Source organism: Methylobacterium sp. P5_C11, assembly GCF_054049775.1.
Map to the genome: position 1 here is coordinate 40,301 of NZ_JBFULS010000026.1, position 15,818 is coordinate 56,118.

A 15,818-nucleotide genomic window follows, 5' to 3' on the forward strand; every position below is an offset into this window, starting at 1 on the left:
CTCCTGCCTGCCCGCGCCCGGCCCGCATCCCGGCCCGCGCCCCCTGCCTGAACGGCCACGCTCGCCCGCCTAGTCCCGACCATCCGGCCCGGCCGCGATGCGATCGCGGCCGATCGGGGTCTCTAAGAACCTGCCCGCGCGCATGATCCCACAGGATGTGCAGACCCGGCGTGAGCGCGCACCCGACAGGCACCTGCGGGCGCACGCCCCATGCTGTCAAGGCAGGCAGGTGGGCATGCGCGGCGTGGAACGCAAATGCGGCGGCGCGCCTCAGCGGACGCGCTCCCAATCGACGAAGGCGAAGGCGTGCTCGTCCCGGGGTCCCGCCGGATGCGCCTCGCGGCGCGTCTCCCGGAACCGGCCGTGGTCGAAGGCCGGGAATCGCACGTCGCCCTCGGGCTCGGCGGCGACCTCGGTGAGGTGGAGCCGGTCGGCAAACGGGAGGGCGAGGGCGTAGATCTCGGCGCCGCCCACCACCATCAGCTCCGTCCCGGCGGCGGCGGCCAGCGCCGCCTCCCAGTCGTGGACGATCTCGGCCCCCGCGGCGCGGAAACCGCGGTCCCGGGTGAGCACCAGGGTGCGGCGGCCGGGCAGCGGCCGCCCGATCGAGTCCCAGGTCCGCCGGCCCATCAGCATCGGCTTGCCCATGGTCAGCGCCTTGAACCGCTTCAGGTCGCTGGAGAGATGCCAGGCGAGGCCGTTGTCGCGGCCGATCACGCCGTTGCGGGCGACGGCTGCGACGAGGGAGACGATCGGGCTCATACCGCCACCGGGGCCGCGATGGCCGGATGCGGGTCGTAGCCCGCGACGGAAAAGTCCTCGTATCGGAAGGCGAAGAGGTCGCGGACCTCCGGGTTGATCCGCAGCTGCGGCAGCGGGCGCGGGGCGCGGGTCAGCAGGGTGCGGGTCTGCTCCAGGTGGTTCCGGTAGAGATGGGCATCGCCGAAGGTGTGGACGAAATCGCCGACCCCGAGGCCGGTCACCTGGGCGATCATGTGGGTCAGGAGCGCGTAGCTCGCGATGTTGAACGGCACGCCGAGAAACACGTCCGCCGAGCGCTGGTAGAGCTGGCAGGAGAGCCGCCCCTCGCTCACGTAGAACTGGAACAGGCAATGGCAGGGGGCGAGCGCCATGCGGTCGAGGTCGGCCGGGTTCCAGGCCGAGACGATCAGGCGACGGGAGTCGGGGTTGCGCCGGATCTCGTCAAGCACCCAGGCGATCTGATCGACGGTGCCGCCGCCCGGCTTCTCCCAGGAGCGCCACTGCTTGCCGTAGACCGGGCCGAGATCGCCGTCCGCGTCCGCCCACTCGTCCCAGATCGTCACGCCGTTCGCCCGGAGCGCCGCCACGTTGGTGTCGCCGGCCAGGAACCAGAGCAGTTCGTGGATGATCGAGCGCAGGTGCAGGCGCTTCGTGGTGACCAGCGGGAAGCCCGCCGCGAGGTCGAAGCGCATCTGGTGGCCGAACACCGAGAGCGTCCCGGTGCCGGTGCGGTCGTCCTTGGCGGCGCCCTCGTCGAGGATGCGCCGCAGCAGGTCCTGGTAAGCGTCCATCGTGCATTCCTGCGCGCGGGCGGAGCGCCCGGCAAGTTCGACGGCGGCATCTGTCCACCGTCGTCACGCGGCCCGGCGGTCAGGGCGGCCAGAGCAGGTAGGTGACGAGGGCGAGGTTCGACCAGCCATGCAGGGCGATGCCGGGCCAGAGGCGGCCGGTGCGCCAGCGCAGCCAGCCGAGCGCCAGGGCGAGGGGCAGCAGCGAGACCGGCCGGGCGAGCCCCCAGGACGAGATGTGGGCGGCGGCGAAGATGATCGCGGTGACCAGGATGGCGGCCCTGGGTCCGAGAACCGCCTCGGTCCGGGCATAGGCCTCGCCGCGCAGGAGCAGCTCCTCGGCCACCGGGGCGAGGATCGCGAGATAGGCAAGCCACGCCGCGACCGCAGCCTGGCTCATGAACGGCGACAGCCGCACGTGCTGGCCGAAGCTCGCGCCGAACAGCTCCGCCGTGCCGGTCACCCAGACGATGTGCAGCACCGGCCAGACGAGGAGGACACCCAGCAGCGCCACGGGCCGCATCCCGTTCGGGCGCTCACGATCGAGGGCGAGGCGCCGCCGCCAGCCGGTCCGGTCCCGCCACCACGCGGCGCCCACCACCAGACCGGCAAGGAACACCTGCCGGAGGGCATCGGTGGCGAAGGCACGGTGGGCCAGTTCCACCGCGCCCAGGAACGGGCGCCGCTCCGGCGGCAGGAACGGGTCGATCCCGCTCCACAGATCGAACCCGACGCGGACGCTTCCCAGCGCGAGCAGGCTCGCGGCACCGAGGTAGAAGACGACGAGCGCGACCAGGGCGATGAGGCTCCAGATCGCCCGTCCGACGCCGGGACGCGGGACATCGGGCGACGCGCCGGGACGCGACTGCGCGCTTCCGGCAACAGCCTCGCCGAGAGACTCGCCCTGAGACAGCGGCGCGACACGATCGGGCTTCAAAACCGGACCGATCCCCTCTATATCTTGGGTGCCGGTCGCGAGGCCGGCTATGGCGATAAACGTTCTTCGCAATAAACCTATCGGACCCGGGGGCGGTACCCGGCGCCTCCACCCGAACCCAGGACATGCTGCCGCAAGGGGCGTGTCACGAGCCTGGGCTCCGGCGGGGGCGAAGTTAGGATCGACGAGGGCGTAAAGGTTGGACTTTCGCTCGGCATGGTTCCGCCGTTATCGGGCCTTCGCAAGAGTTGCCAACGACAACTTTGCTCCGGTGGCGGTGGCCGCGTAAGCGGTCCCCAATACCGATCTGAAGTCCTAGCGGGTAGCACCGCATAGGCGGGGTCCGGAGGCACCTGGCACCAGAAGCCTCCACTTCATTCCTCGGTCCGGCCATCCGCGGCGGGGCGCCGGGCGCAGACCGGGCTAGAGCGCGACCGCAGATGGCAGACGACCTGATCCGCTACGACCTCCTGGTACAGGACGCCCTGCGCGGCGTGGTGCGCAAGGTGCTGACCGACGCGGCCCGCGAAGGGCTGATGGGCGAGCACCATTTCTACGTCTCGTTCCGGACCGAGGCGCCCGGGGTCCGGATGTCGCAGGCCCTGCGCGAGAAGTACCCGCAGGACATGACCATCGTCCTGCAGCACCAGTTCTGGGACCTGAACGTCACCGAGCATGCCTTCGAGGTCGGGCTGTCCTTCTCGGGCGTGCCGGAGCGGCTGCTGGTGCCGTTCGACGCCCTGTCGGGCTTCTTCGACCCCTCCGTCCAGTTCGGCCTGAAGTTCGACCTCAGCGAGGCTGGCGAGACGCCCGAGGAGGCGAACACCGCACCGGCCAAGCCGGGACCGCGGGGGGCAGGCTCCGAACCCGGCGAGGTCCGCCCCAAGGCCGCCGAAGTCGCCACGATCGGAGCGAGCGCCCCGAAAGGGCTTCCGGCGCCGGCCGCGCAGGGCGAGAAATCCACCGGCAAGGCCGACGAGAAGGCGCCCCGCCCCGCCGCCAAGAAAGAAGGCGAGGAAGGCAGCGCCGAGGTCGTGAGCCTGGACGCGTTCCGCAAGAAGAGCTGAACCTGTCCCGGGCCGAATCGACGGCCCCGGGCTTCATGCGGTGGACGACACGGTCCGCAGCCGATGCTGTCGGTCGCTTCGCGGAAGCATCGCGCGAAGCGCTTCGACGAGGGCCTTAAGCTGGTCGCGATTCTGTTGAACGCGTCGGCAATCGCGACGATCGGCATCGCCGTGATCAATCCCCTCGCACAGCGGCATCTGGATCTGCTCGCCGAGGGGGGTGGACTTTGCTGACAGCGGCAATCGTCCTACATTTGATGGGTCAGCTGGTGATCAGATTCCTGCGCCTGGAGGATTGATCGGATGACCCAGGCCTATGCAAACCAGATTCTTGGCATCGCTTTAGCGATGTCGGCCGTGACCTTTGCCGGCGTCTGGATCGCGAGCCGGATCTACGACCACAACACGCGCAAGCTCGAGGCACGCCGGAGCGATTAGCCCCGCGCCACGGCCTCCATGCGCAGGCCGTGCTCCGGCCGAAGCGTCACCCGGTGGAGCGGCGTGACCGGCAGGTGATCCTCCGGTAACCGGAAGCGCACCGCCCGGACCACATGCGCCAGCACGATCACGGCCTCCTGAATTGAAAAGCTCTGGCCGATGCAGACCCGCGGCCCCGCCCCGAACGGCAGGTAGGCGAAGCGGGCGATCACGTCGCGCCGCTCCGGCAGGAACCGCTCCGGCACGAAGGCGTCGGGATCCTCCCAGAGCAAGTGGTGGCGGTGGAGGACCCAGGGCGCGATCATCACCAGCGAGCCCCGCGGGACCTTGATCCGGCCGAGCCGGTCGTCCCGGATCGCCTGCCGGCTGAGGAACGGAACCGGCGGAAACAGCCGCATCGCCTCCTCGATCACCGCCCGGGTGAAGGGCAGCGCCTCGATGGCGAAGTCCCCCGGCCCGGCCGCATCGACCTCGGCCTCGATCCGCGCCTGCGCGGCGGGATCCTGCGAGAGGCAGTACAGAGCCCAGGTCAGGGAATTGGCGGTGGTTTCGTGCCCAGCCGCGATGAAGGTGACGATGTTGGCCTTCACGGCGAGGTCGGAGAGGCCGTTGCCGGTCTCGGGATCCTGCGCCGCGAGGAGCAGGGTAAGGAGGTCCCGGGGCGCCTCGCCCCGCGCCATCAGCGCCTTGCGCCGGGCGATGAGTTCGTCGACCACCTCGGCGAAGAAGCGCCCCGCCGGCCGCGCCCGCAGGCGGCCGATCCGGGGGACGAAATCGGGCACGCCGAACACGTCGAGGGGGTCGATCGGCCCCACCGCCTCCAGGAAGCGCGTGATGGCGCGGCCCAGAGCATCCGGATCGCTCGGCAAACCCTGGGTGAAGATCGTCCGCTCCAGCACGTCGAGGGTGACGCGGGTCATCTCGAGGGCCACGTCGACCTGCTTGCCAGCCCGGCGGCCGAGGCGGCGGGCGAGGCGGGCGCCGGCCGCGTTCATCGCCTCGGAGAATCCCTGGACCGTGCGGGCGTTGAAGATCGGCGCCAGCGTCCGGCGCTGAAGCCGCCACTCGTCGCCCTCGGCGCTGAGCAGGCCGTTGCCGAGCCCGGGGGCGAGGACCCGGCGCTGGAGGTCGTCCTTGCGGTAGCCGTCCGCATTCTCGATGAGCAGGTAACGGATCAGCGCCGGGTCGCTCACCAGGGTGATCCGGCCCATCGCGCCTTCGGCCGCCACCACCGGCAGCTTGAAATGCGCGTCCATCCAGGTGGTGATCGGGTTCTTCCGAGCCGCCCGCAGGAACGCGAACAGGCCGAGGGGCTCGCGCAGGCGCGGCGGCACGGCGGGGCGGAACCGGGTGGGGGGCTCGGGCAGGTCGATCGTCGCGCTCATCGGCTCCTTGTCCGGCGGGAACAGAGGTCCGCTCTTGTCGGGGTGCCGGGAAAACCGGCATCGCGATTCACCCGCGCCTCATTTAAGTAGGCACCGCACTGCACCAGACGTAGAGGCCACGATGTCGCCCACCGAGACCGCCACCCGCACCGAGTCCGATACCTTCGGTCCGATCGAGGTCCCGGCGCATCGCTACTGGGGTGCGCAGACCCAACGTTCGATCCAGAACTTCAAGATCGGGACCGACCGGATGCCGGCGCCGCTGGTGCACGCCCTGGGCGTCGTGAAGCAGGCCGCCGCCCTGGTGAACAAGGATCTGGGCGCCCTCGAGCCGGCGCTGGCCGACGCGATCGCGGCCTCGGCCGCCGAGGTCGTCGAGGGCCGCTACGACGACGAGTTCCCCCTCGTCGTCTACCAGACCGGCTCGGGCACACAGTCGAACATGAACGCCAACGAGGTGATCGCCAGCCTCGCCAACGAGCGCCTCGGGGGCAAGCGCGGCGGTAAGTCGCCGGTCCACCCGAACGACCATTGCAACCGCGGCCAGTCCTCCAACGACACCTTCCCCACCGCCATGCACATCGCGGTGGCGCGGGAGATCCAGGGGCGCCTGCTGCCGGCGCTGTCCCACCTGCACGGCGCCCTGGACGCCAAGGCCAAGGCGTTCGAGTCGATCGTCAAGATCGGCCGCACCCACCTGCAGGACGCCACGCCGGTCTCGCTGGGCCAGGAATTCTCCGGCTACGCCGCACAGGTGGCGCTCGGCGGATCGCGGGTCGCCGCGACCCTGCCTGGGGTCCTGGCGCTCGCCCAGGGCGGCACCGCGGTCGGCACAGGCCTCAACGCCCATCCGGAATTCGCGGAGCGCTTCGCCGCCAAGGTCGCCGAGCTGACCGGGCTGCCCTTCACCTCGGCCGAGAACAAGTTCGAGGCGCTCGCCACCCACGATGCCCTGGTGTTCACCCAGGGCGCCCTCGCGGCGCTCGCCGCCGGCCTGTTCAAGATCGCCCAGGACATCCGCTTCCTCGGCTCGGGTCCGCGCTCGGGCCTCGGCGAGCTGTCCCTGCCCGAGAACGAGCCCGGCTCCTCGATCATGCCCGGCAAGGTCAACCCGACCCAGTGCGAGGCCCTGACCATGGTCTGCGCCCAGGTGATCGGCAACGGCACCACGGTGAGCTTCGCCGGCAGCCAGGGCAATTTCGAGCTCAACGTGTTCAAGCCGGTGATCGCCAACGCGGTGCTGCAATCGGTGCGCCTGCTCGCCGACGCGGCGGTGAGCTTCACCGACAATTGTGTGGTCGGCATCAAGGCCAACGAGGACAAGATCGCCGACCTGATGAGCCGCTCGCTCATGCTGGTGACCGCGCTGGCCCCCTCGATCGGCTACGACAGGGCCGCCGAGATCGCCAAGACCGCGCACAAGAACGGCACCACCCTCAAGCAGGAGGCGCTGCGCCTCGGCTACGTGACCGAGGCGGAGTTCGAGCGCGTGGTCCGGCCAGAGACCATGCTGGCGCCGAGCGCCGACTAAGGTTGGGGACTTGCCGGCGCGGGGTCTCCTGCGCCGGTCACGGGAGGCGATCCATGGCCGAGATCATCAACCTGCGTCAGGTCCGCAAGGCAAAGGCCCGTGCCGACGCCGACACGAAGGCCGAATCCAACCGGATCGCCTTCGGGCAGCCGAAGAAGGCCAAGACGCTCCAGCAGCGCCGCAAGGCCCTGGAGACCGAGCGCCACGAGGGCCATCGCCTGGAGCGGGGCGCGCCGGATCCTGACGCAGCTGACTGAAAGCGGATCCGGATGCGGCAGCCTCACCGTCTTTGCGAGCGGAGCGAAGCAATCCAGTTGCGCCACGCCGACCAGGATCGCGCTGCCCTGGATTGCTTCGCTCCGCTCGCAAAGACGGGAAGGGCGGCCGCGTCGGCATGAGTGCGGGCATCACCAAGCGCTCGGTGATGATCGCCGGCCACCGCACCAGCGTATCCCTGGAGGATCCGTTCTGGGGCGCGCTCCGGGAGATCGCCGAAGCCCGTGGCCAGTCGGTCCAGGCGCTCGTCGGCACGATCGATGCCCGACGCAGCGGCCAGAACCTGTCGTCGGCGATTCGCGTGTTCGTCCTGGAGACCGTTCGCGCGGGCCTCATCCCGGAAACGTGAGAGGGGTCCCGCCCCTTCGCTCTTCTGATCGCGGCCGCGTTGTGACATTTGCGTGACAAATCCACGCCGGAAGCATCGCCCATGACCAACCGAGAGCCGCTGCTGAAACCCGTGCCGATCGCGGAGCTGCGCCCCACGCAGATGACGGTGGGCTATCGGGAGGTGTCGGAGAAGCGGCGCCGCTGGCGGGAATACGACGGCGAGAAGAAGAAGGCATTCCTCGGCGCCCACATGATCCCGACGCTGCTGGGGCCGAAGAAGCACCACTACATCATCGATCACCACCACCTCGCCTGCGCCCTCCACGAGGAGGGGGTCGAGAGCGTTCTCGTCACCGTGGTGGCCGACCTGCACTACCTCGACAAGGACGCGTTCTGGACGGTGTGCGACCACAAGTCCTGGGTGCATCCCTACGATGCCGAGGGCGTGCGCCAGGCCTTCAAGGAGATCCCGAGGTCGGTGGATGCCCTGGCGGACGATCCGTACCGCAGCCTCGCCGGCGAATTGCGCCGGGCCGGCGGCTTCGCCAAGGACACGACCCCGTTCAGCGAGTTCCTGTGGGCCGACTTCCTGCGGCGCAACGTCAAGGAGAAGCGCATCGAGGGCGATTTCTCCTCCGCCCTGGAGAAGGCGATGTCGCTCGCCAAGTCCAAGGATGCCGACTACCTCCCCGGCTGGTCCGGCCCGGTGACCCGCCGTCAGCATTGAGGGCCGCGGCGCGGCCGCGTGTCCGCATCGCGCGGTCGGAAGGATCGCGAGACCGGCCTGAGGGAGAACCCGATCGGCAGGCTCGGTGCCCGGGCCGGTGCTCGCGGGGATGCGGGCTGCCTGCCCGAAAATCGCCCCGGCCCTGAGCGAGGGTCCCGCGGGCACCCGCGCCCGCCCTCTCCAGCCGGACGAACAACCCCGCATGCCGATGCCGCGTTTCGCCCAGAGCCTCGCGCTCGCCGCCCTGCTCCTGCCCGCCGCCGCCCAGGCCCAGGACCGCGGCAGCCTCACCCCGAAGCCGCTGCCGCCCCTGGAGCATCCCGACGCGCCCTCGACCCCCGCCAAGGCCCTGTTCGGCCGCGTCACCCGGGCGTCCTCCGGTCCGGCCCATATCTACGGCTTCTACGCCAAGGGCTGCTTCTCCGGGGGTGAGGCGCTGCCGCTCGACGGCCAGAACTGGCAGGTCATGCGTCCGTCGCGCAACCGGATGTGGGGCACGCCCTACCTCGTCGACTTCATCGAGCGCCTGTCGCAGAAGGCCGCCCGGGTCGGCTGGCCGGGGCTGCTCGTGGGTGACATGGCCCAGCCCCGCGGCGGCCCGATGATCACCGGCCACGCCTCCCACCAGATCGGCATCGACGCCGATGTCTGGTTGACGCCGATGCCCGACCACCGCATGAGCCGGGCGGAGCGCGAGGAGACCTCGGCGACCGACATGGTCCGGCCCGACCGCCTCGATATCGATCCGCAGGTGTGGACGCCGACGCATCTGCAGCTGATCAAGATGACCGCCGAGCAGCCGGAGGTGGAGCGCATCTTCGTCAACGCGGCGATCAAGAAGGCGCTCTGCCGCGACGCCGCGGGCAGCCGCTGGATGTCCAAGGTGCGCCCGATGTACGGGCACAACTATCACTACCATATCCGCCTCTCCTGCCCGGCCGGCCAGGAGGAGTGCCAGCCTCAGGGCGCGCCGCCTCCGGGCGACGGCTGCGACGACCTCGGCTACTGGTTCTCGGACAAGGTGCTCCACCCGAAGCCCCCGAAGGTGCCGCCGAAGCCCAAGCCGGCCATGACCATGGCGGCGCTGCCCTCGGCCTGCCGGACGGTGCTGAAGGCGCCGTAGACGGGGTGGTGCAGCGCTTCGGCCGGTTCGACCCGCCGGCCCGATGTGCTAACGCCACCGGATGCCCCGCTGGCTCTTCCTCCTCCTCGCCACCGCCGTCGCCCTCTCGGTCCTGGGCAGCGTGCTGATCGTGCTGCGCAGCCCGAACAGCACGCCCCCCCTGGCGGGGGGCAACCGCTCCGCGCCCGCGGCGCCGGGCGCGCAGACGCGGCCCGGCAGCAGCCCGTGAGGCTCAGGCGGCGATCTGCGGCCCCGCCGCGCCGCTGACGCCGATGCCGCCGAGACCGCTCCGACAGGGCAGCGCGGATACCGGGACAGCCTTCGCGTCCGCGACATCGGGAAACGCCGACGCGAGGCTGGACGTCGGTGGCGAATTCCGGCTTGTAACCCGAGGGACGCCCCCGAAGGGCCGTCCTGCGGGGCGCGAGGGGAACCGATCTGGATGGAGACGGGCGGGACCGCGACGAGCCATGTGCCGGCCAACCTGAAGGCGGAGGCGCACCGGGGCGACCCCTTCGCCGCGGCCGTGCGCGCGACCCGGATGCCGATGATCATCACGGATCCGTCCCAGTACGACAACCCGATCGTCTTCGTGAACGACGCGTTCCTGAAGCTGACCGGCTACACCCGGCTCGAGGTGGTCGGCCGCAACTGCCGCTTCCTGCAGGGTCCCGACACCGATCCGGCGGCCGTCGACCGGCTCCGGGACGGCATCCGGCAGGGGGACGACGTCCAGGTCGACCTCCTCAACTACCGCAAGGACGGCACGACCTTCCAGAACGCCCTCTATGTCGGGCCGGTGCGGGATGCGGAGGGCCGGGTCGTCTACTTCTTCGCATCGCAGTTCGACGTGAGCGAGCACCATGCGCTGAGAGGTGAGATCGAGCGGCTGAAACGCGCCCTCGCCGAGGCCGAAGCCAAGCTCGCGGCCCGCTAGGATCCGGCCCAGAATCCGCGCGACGCTCAGGGCCTCGTCAGGAAGCCGATCGGCTCGCGGCCCGGCTGGCCGAGCCAGAGCAGCGCCGCGCCGAGGCCGAGGCCGATCAGGGAGACCGGCGCCAGCGTGAGCGGCAGGCCCAGAATGTGCCAGAGCCAGGGGGCCGCCCCCTCCACGCTGCCCTGCAGGGCGCCCGCCTTGTCCTTGAACAGGGTGGCGATCAGGTCGGAGAGCGGCGTCACCCGCAGGCCGTTGTTGGCGATCGATCGGGCGCCGTCATAGACCAGCGCGACGAAGCCGCCGGCCATCAGCAGAAAGCCCAGGACCCGGGCCAGGAAGCGGAACATCGCGGGGCCTTCTGAGCCGTGCCGTGTCGACCTTGCCCTGTGGGCTGTGGCGGGTGCGCGGGCGCGCCCGCCACGGGAGTATGGGTCCGCGACGCCCGGTGCAAGCGGCCGGTGCGAACGCCGGCACGGCCTGTTGCCCGGTCACCGGACGCGTGCCACAGCCTCGCCCGGCGGCGGCGGGCCGTGTGCGGGAACGGTGAACCTTGGACGCGCGTGCGGAGAACCTCGGCCTCGTGATCTTCGATTGCGATGGCGTTCTGGTCGATAGCGAACCCTTGAGCCTCGCCTGCCTCACCGCGGGGCTCAACCGGATCGGCGTCGATATCGATCGCGCCACCGTGGGCGCGCGCTTCACCGGCACGGCGATGCCCTCGATCATGGCGCATATCGCCCGCGATTACGGAATCACCGCCCCCCCGGGCTTCGTCGAGGCGGTGAAGGCCGAGACCCTGGCGCTGTTCGACGCGAAGCTGATTGCGATGCGCGGCGTCGCCGAGGCCGTGGCCGCCCTGGACCTGCCGGTCTGCGTGGCCTCGAGCAGCGATCCCGTGCGGCTGCGCCACTCCCTGACCCTGACCGGGCTGCTGCCCCTGTTCGGCGAGCGCGTCTTCTCCTCGGTGCAGGTGTCCCGGGGCAAGCCCTTCCCCGACCTGTTCCTGTTCGCCGCCGCGCGCATGGGCGTCGATCCGGCCGCCTGCCTGGTGATCGAGGACAGCGTGCCCGGGGTCACGGCCGCCCGGAGCGCCGGCATGCGGGTGGCGGGCTTCACCGGGGGCGGCCACTGGGGGCACGACCCGGCGGGGGCAGACCTCCTGCGGGCGGGCGCCAGCCGGATCTTCTCGGACTTCTCCGCCCTCGCTGCGGTCCTCGCCGCGGCCTGAACGATCCCGTCTCTCCGGAGCGCGGCCGGGACCGGCTTCCTGCCAGAAGGGCCGCGAAATTCGCAAGTCCGTTCCGTTGACGGCCGGCGGCACCGCCTCCATCTTCAAGGTGTCGGAACAGCCGCGCCCCAGGCGCCGAACGCTCCGGCCGCGGTGATTTGAGAAGCGTCGCTTGCGCCGCGTGATCAAACGCTAAAGCACTGCGACGGCCCCTGCGCCGCGCGGTCCTTCAGTCTGGAGGACGTCCGATGATCAGTCGAACGCAGTCCTTTCGATTCCCGCTCCCGAACGCGCCCTGCTCCCGTGCCGATCGTCGGCGCTGTCGACGATAGCCCGCCGATCCTCCGTAGCAGCCGACGCGATCCGGCACGGCCTTGCGCCGCGGCCGAGGGAGTTCCCAATCCGATGCACAGTTTCGCAGAGTTCACGCCCGAAGACCGCCCCGATCCCGCCGACCCGATGGCCCCGCGCACCGCACCGGCCCGGGTGATCGAGATCGGTGAGATCACCGCCGGAATCGCCGTACCCGAGGGGCGCGGGGTCCGATTCTTCTCATCGGCGCGGGATTTCGACGGTCTGGACGGTGTCGTCTTCCGCACCGCCGAGCAGGCCGCCCGCGCCGCCCGGGCACGCATGAACGCCCAGACCCGGCCGGCCGCGCGCGCGGGTCGGCCGGCCCTGCGCCGCGCCTGAGCCGCGCGCTACTTGCTGCACTCGTCGCGGGTCCGCTTCATCGCCTCCGCGAACCCGCCGAGGGCGTACTCGTCGCTCGTCGGACTCCCGCGGAGCGACGTGGTCTTGATCACGAGCTTGGGGTTGCGGGCGCTCATCTCGGTGACGACCCGCGCCTCCTCGGCGGGGTTCTGCAGCCACGCGTTGCCGTCCTTCACCACGAGGCCGTAGCGGCTGGCGCCGAGATTGAGGCTCGGATCGGAAGGGGCGGCCGCCGCGCCGGGCTTGATCTGGGAGGCCGCGGGTTTCGACGGGAAGCCCAGCATCACCGCCACCTCGTTCTGCACGTTCTCGCCCTTCCGGACGCTCACGAACAGGTAGGCGGTGTCGCGCTTCAGGGTCTTGGGCGAGCGCGTCTGCGGCTGGGCGATGGCGTAGCAGAGCTTGCTGCGGCCGTCGCCGTTCACGAACACGTTCCAGTCGCCGAAGATCGCCACCGGGGTGGCCTGCTGCATCCCGGGCGGCGTGGCCGACTTCTTCTCGGCATGCCTCGCGCGCCCGTGCCGGCGCCCGCGCCGGGACGGGGCCGCGTCGTCCGCACCCGCCGCCGGCGCGGCCTCCTGTGCGGCGACGGCCGTGGCGGACAGGCACGCGCCGCCCAGCCCTCCAAGGAGACCTGTTGCGAGCCCGGATGCGAGCAGGGCAAGGGCTCCGGCCGGGAGCAGGCGGCTGACGCAAACCATCTTCACTTCCTGACGACGGGCGGCACCGTCAGGCGCCGCACCGGGGTTCTGGATTAGTGAAGCTTGCGTAAAACGTCGGCAAGATGGCGGCGCGCGTTACCCTGTCCTTTAGAGCGCGCGGGCTTCCGAAGCCCGGGCCGCGATAACGGCGGCCGGCACCGCGATGGTCTCGACCGCCGGGGCGGAGGGCGCGGCGATCGCGTTGGGCTGGACAGGCGCGGCGCGCGCGTGGGCCGGTTCCTTGCGGGGCGGGTCGTTGTAGGGGGTGTTGTAGCCCTTGCGCACGGCCGACCAGTAGCAGTCGCGCGTCAGGCCCGAACCGGTCAAAGCGGCATCGATCATGGCCGTGGCATGCGCCGCGAAGCTGGTCACATCCTCCGGGTCCAGCCAACTCTCGACAGGCATCCTGCGAACTCCGATCCCAACAGCGAAGCTTGTAGCCGAGCGGACTTAGCCAGAGGCTGAACGCGCGTGCCGGACGATGGTTGCAACGCACAATTCCGGTGGAGGCCTGTGGATAACCCGCGCGGCGCGCTCGACACGGCCGCGCCGCGAAGCACCGTCCCAAGGGCGGCCGAGGCCGCGCCCCTCGGTTCCCCAGACTCCCGGGCTACCCGATCGCCTCGGCCGAGGAGCGGCGTCGATCGTGCCCGGGATCCGGTCAGTCCAGCCGCTCGATCCAGGCCTGCGCTTGGCGCCGAACGTTGTCGGGCGCCGTGCCGCCATGGCTGGTGCGGCTCGCCACCGAATTCTCGACGCCGAGCACCGCGTAGACCGCGTCGGTGATGCGCGGCTCCGCCTCCTGCATCTCGGGCAGCGACAGCGCCTCCAGCCCAACGCCCTTGGCGGAGGCCGCGCCGACGAGGCGGCCGGTGACGTGGTGCGCCTGCCGGAACGGCAGGCCGAGCTCCCGCACCAGCCAGTCGGCGAGGTCGGTGGCGGTGGCGTAGCCGGAGCCGGCGGCCCGGGCGAGCACCTCGGCGTTGGGCTCCAGGTCCTTCACCATGCCGGTCATCGCGGCGAGGCACAGGGACAGCGCCTGGAGGGCGTCGAACGTGCCCTCCTTGTCCTCCTGCATGTCCTTCGAATAGGCGAGCGGCAGGCCCTTCATGACGATGAGCAGGCCGGTGAGCGCGCCGACGATCCGGCCGCTCTTGGCCCGCACCAGCTCGGCGGCGTCGGGGTTGCGCTTCTGCGGCATGATCGACGAGCCGGTGGTGAACCCGTCCGACAGCCGCACGAAGTTGAACTGGGCCGAGGTCCAGACCACCAGCTCCTCGGCGAAGCGCGACAGGTGCACGGCGCAGATCGAGGCCGCCGCGAGCGCCTCCAGGGCGAAGTCGCGGTCGGCGACCGAGTCCAGGGAGTTGGCGGTGGGCCGGTCGAAGCCGAGGGCCGCCGCGGTGGCGTGCCGGTCGATCGGGAAGGACGTGCCGGCGAGCGCCGCCGCGCCCAGCGGGCACTCGTTGAGCCGTGCCCGGGCGTCGCGGAACCGGCCCCGGTCGCGGGCCAGCATCTCCACGTAGGCGAGGCAATGGTGGCCGAAGGTCACGGGCTGGGCGGATTGCAGATGGGTGAAGCCCGGCATCACGGTGCCGGCGTGCTGGAGCGCCTTGTCGGCCAGGGCGCGCTGCAGGTCGGCCGCCTGCTGATCGAGGGACTCGAGGGTGTCGCGTACCCACAGCTTCATGTCGGTGGCGACCTGGTCGTTGCGCGAGCGCGCCGTGTGCAGGCGCCCGGCCGCCGGGCCGACGATCTCGGTCAGCCGGCTCTCCACCGACATGTGGATGTCCTCGAGCTCGCGCCTGAACGCGAAGGTGCCGCCCTCGATCTCGTCGCGCACGGCCTTGAGCCCGGCCTCGATTGCAGCCACATCCTGCGCCGGCAGGATGCCGGCTTTGCCGAGCATCGCCACATGCGCCAGCGAGCCGCGGATATCCTGGGGCGCGAGGCGCTTGTCGAATCCGATGGAGGCGTTGATCTCCTCCATGATCTCCGCCGGGCCGCTCGCGAAGCGGCCGCCCCACATCCGGTTGCTCATGTCGATCCTTCCGCGCCCTGAACGTCCCGGCAGGCAAGCCTGATGCCCGGCCGCACACCCATCCTGGCCGGCGCGGGCGTCGCCGCGCTCGCCGTCCTCGGCCTCGCCCTATACGGGAGCGGTCTCCTGCCCGGCAACACGGGGGGCGCCCTCCAGCCCTGCGCCGACGCCAAGCCGGCGCTGGCGCGGGTCGAGGCCGCCGCGAAGGGCGAAGTCGCCGCCATGCAGGCGCTGCCCCAGGCCCGGCCCGCGCCCGACATCCGCTTCAAGGGTCCGGACGGCGCCGAGACCGGGCTCGCCGATCTCAGGGGCCGTCTGCTCCTCGTGAATCTCTGGGCGACGTGGTGCGCGCCCTGCAAGGCCGAGATGCCGGCCCTCGACCACCTCCAGGCGCAGCTCGGCGGTCCGGATTTCCAGGTCGTCGCCATCAACGTCGACACCCGCAACCTGGAGACGCCGCCGGAATGGCTGAAGCAGGCCGGCATCCGCGACCTCGCCTTCTACGCGGATCCCGGCGGCCGGGTGCTTCCGGCCATCCAGCGCGACACCCAATCCCCGGGCCTGCCGACCACGATGCTGATCGACGCGCGGGGCTGCACCCTCGGCGTGATGAAGGGGCCGGCCGCGTGGTCGAGCGCGGACGGGCTGGCGCTGATCCGCGCGGCTCTGGGGCGGGCCTCCTGACGCGCCGAGGCGACCGACAGCCGTGTGACGGCGGGGGGACCTGAACCGACATCGGCGGCGTCGTGGCGCGATCGGGACCACCGGGTCATCGACGCGGAACCCGATGACGATGGCCCGCGGCGCGGTCGCCATCGTCGACGATAGCGGGA

The 15,818-nt window shown here is 70.9% G+C and carries 21 protein-coding genes and 1 other RNA gene; 14 read left to right on the forward strand and 8 right to left on the reverse strand.

The features are described 5' to 3' along the window. Positions 1-270: 270 nt before the first annotated feature. The 3 genes from ACXJKQ_RS15485 to ACXJKQ_RS15495 all read right to left on the reverse strand — a co-directional run bounded on the left by ACXJKQ_RS15485 (position 271) and on the right by ACXJKQ_RS15495 (position 2,487). Positions 271-762, reverse strand: coding sequence for a dihydrofolate reductase (locus tag ACXJKQ_RS15485; RefSeq protein ID WP_457106620.1), 492 nt, complete (start codon positions 760-762; stop codon positions 271-273). After that, a complete protein-coding gene (locus ACXJKQ_RS15490) occupies positions 759-1,553 on the reverse strand; it encodes a thymidylate synthase (protein WP_457106621.1) in 795 nt (264 codons plus the stop codon). Before ACXJKQ_RS15490 ends, ACXJKQ_RS15485 begins: the two co-directional genes overlap by 4 nt. A gap of 79 nt (positions 1,554-1,632) precedes the next feature. Beyond that, positions 1,633-2,487, reverse strand: coding sequence for a CPBP family intramembrane glutamic endopeptidase (locus ACXJKQ_RS15495; protein WP_457106622.1), 855 nt, complete (start codon positions 2,485-2,487; stop codon positions 1,633-1,635). On the opposite strand from ACXJKQ_RS15495, the gene ssrA reads away from it, so the two are divergent. The 4 genes from ssrA to ACXJKQ_RS15515 all read left to right on the forward strand — a co-directional run bounded on the left by ssrA (position 2,479) and on the right by ACXJKQ_RS15515 (position 3,992). Next, positions 2,479-2,861: a transfer-messenger RNA gene (ssrA, locus tag ACXJKQ_RS15500) on the forward strand. The genes ACXJKQ_RS15495 and ssrA overlap by 9 nt on opposite strands. Positions 2,862-2,927: 66 nt before the next feature. Next, positions 2,928-3,554, forward strand: a complete 627-nt coding sequence (locus ACXJKQ_RS15505; protein ID WP_457106623.1) for an SspB family protein — start codon at positions 2,928-2,930, stop codon at positions 3,552-3,554. 63 nt (positions 3,555-3,617) lie between these two features. Next, on the forward strand, positions 3,618-3,788 hold the full coding sequence (locus ACXJKQ_RS15510; RefSeq protein ID WP_457106624.1) for a hypothetical protein: 171 nt from the start codon (positions 3,618-3,620) through the stop codon (positions 3,786-3,788). Between the two features lie 69 nt (positions 3,789-3,857). After that, positions 3,858-3,992, forward strand: a complete 135-nt coding sequence (locus tag ACXJKQ_RS15515; protein WP_457106625.1) for a hypothetical protein — start codon at positions 3,858-3,860, stop codon at positions 3,990-3,992. On the opposite strand, the gene ACXJKQ_RS15520 is transcribed toward ACXJKQ_RS15515, so the two are convergent. Beyond that, positions 3,989-5,377 carry a cytochrome P450 gene (locus tag ACXJKQ_RS15520; RefSeq protein WP_457106626.1) on the reverse strand — a complete coding sequence of 463 codons (1,389 nt, stop codon included), beginning with the start codon at positions 5,375-5,377 and terminating at the stop codon, positions 3,989-3,991. The two genes, ACXJKQ_RS15515 and ACXJKQ_RS15520, sit on opposite strands and share 4 nt — an antisense overlap. Positions 5,378-5,498: 121 nt before the next feature. On the opposite strand from ACXJKQ_RS15520, the gene fumC reads away from it, so the two are divergent. The 7 genes from fumC to ACXJKQ_RS15555 all read left to right on the forward strand — a co-directional run bounded on the left by fumC (position 5,499) and on the right by ACXJKQ_RS15555 (position 10,301). Next, positions 5,499-6,908: a class II fumarate hydratase gene (fumC, locus tag ACXJKQ_RS15525; protein WP_457106627.1), complete on the forward strand. Its 1,410-nt coding sequence runs from the start codon at positions 5,499-5,501 to the stop codon at positions 6,906-6,908. Between the two features lie 53 nt (positions 6,909-6,961). Then, positions 6,962-7,165 (forward strand): DUF4169 family protein, encoded by a 204-nt coding sequence (locus ACXJKQ_RS15530; RefSeq protein ID WP_457106628.1) that lies wholly within the window; start codon positions 6,962-6,964, stop codon positions 7,163-7,165. Positions 7,166-7,302: 137 nt separating this feature from the next. Further along, positions 7,303-7,533: a ribbon-helix-helix domain-containing protein gene (locus tag ACXJKQ_RS15535; protein WP_457106629.1), complete on the forward strand. Its 231-nt coding sequence runs from the start codon at positions 7,303-7,305 to the stop codon at positions 7,531-7,533. Positions 7,534-7,614: 81 nt separating this feature from the next. Then, positions 7,615-8,241, forward strand: a complete 627-nt coding sequence (locus ACXJKQ_RS15540; protein ID WP_457106630.1) for a ParB-like protein — start codon at positions 7,615-7,617, stop codon at positions 8,239-8,241. A 202-nt stretch (positions 8,242-8,443) separates the two neighbouring features. Beyond that, positions 8,444-9,364, forward strand: coding sequence for a penicillin-insensitive murein endopeptidase (gene mepA, locus ACXJKQ_RS15545; RefSeq protein WP_457106631.1), 921 nt, complete (start codon positions 8,444-8,446; stop codon positions 9,362-9,364). Positions 9,365-9,425: 61 nt separating this feature from the next. After that, positions 9,426-9,593 (forward strand): hypothetical protein, encoded by a 168-nt coding sequence (locus ACXJKQ_RS15550; RefSeq protein ID WP_457106632.1) that lies wholly within the window; start codon positions 9,426-9,428, stop codon positions 9,591-9,593. 213 nt (positions 9,594-9,806) lie between these two features. Beyond that, complete coding sequence (locus ACXJKQ_RS15555) at positions 9,807-10,301, forward strand: PAS domain-containing protein (RefSeq protein WP_457106633.1); 495 nt, start codon at positions 9,807-9,809, stop codon at positions 10,299-10,301. Positions 10,302-10,327: 26 nt separating this feature from the next. On the opposite strand, the gene ACXJKQ_RS15560 is transcribed toward ACXJKQ_RS15555, so the two are convergent. Beyond that, complete coding sequence (locus tag ACXJKQ_RS15560; RefSeq protein ID WP_457106634.1) at positions 10,328-10,648, reverse strand: PetM family of cytochrome b6f complex subunit 7; 321 nt, start codon at positions 10,646-10,648, stop codon at positions 10,328-10,330. A 203-nt stretch (positions 10,649-10,851) separates the two neighbouring features. Here ACXJKQ_RS15560 and ACXJKQ_RS15565 point away from each other — a divergent pair, with 203 nt between their 5' ends. Beyond that, complete coding sequence (locus ACXJKQ_RS15565; RefSeq protein ID WP_457106635.1) at positions 10,852-11,529, forward strand: HAD family hydrolase; 678 nt, start codon at positions 10,852-10,854, stop codon at positions 11,527-11,529. Positions 11,530-11,934: 405 nt separating this feature from the next. After that, a complete protein-coding gene (locus ACXJKQ_RS15570) occupies positions 11,935-12,222 on the forward strand; it encodes a hypothetical protein (protein ID WP_457106636.1) in 288 nt (95 codons plus the stop codon). Positions 12,223-12,230: 8 nt separating this feature from the next. On the opposite strand, the gene ACXJKQ_RS15575 is transcribed toward ACXJKQ_RS15570, so the two are convergent. The 3 genes from ACXJKQ_RS15575 to argH form a co-directional block, all read right to left on the reverse strand. Beyond that, a complete protein-coding gene (locus tag ACXJKQ_RS15575; RefSeq protein WP_457106637.1) occupies positions 12,231-12,944 on the reverse strand; it encodes an invasion associated locus b family protein in 714 nt (237 codons plus the stop codon). A gap of 108 nt (positions 12,945-13,052) precedes the next feature. Beyond that, entirely contained in the window at positions 13,053-13,349 is a 297-nt protein-coding gene (locus tag ACXJKQ_RS15580) for a hypothetical protein (RefSeq protein ID WP_457106638.1), read from the reverse strand. A 256-nt stretch (positions 13,350-13,605) separates the two neighbouring features. Continuing rightward, a complete protein-coding gene (gene argH, locus ACXJKQ_RS15585; protein ID WP_457106639.1) occupies positions 13,606-14,985 on the reverse strand; it encodes an argininosuccinate lyase in 1,380 nt (459 codons plus the stop codon). 42 nt (positions 14,986-15,027) lie between these two features. Here argH and tlpA point away from each other — a divergent pair, with 42 nt between their 5' ends. Then, positions 15,028-15,669: a thiol:disulfide interchange protein TlpA gene (tlpA, locus tag ACXJKQ_RS15590; RefSeq protein WP_457106640.1), complete on the forward strand. Its 642-nt coding sequence runs from the start codon at positions 15,028-15,030 to the stop codon at positions 15,667-15,669. The last annotated feature ends 149 nt before the right edge of the window (positions 15,670-15,818 follow it).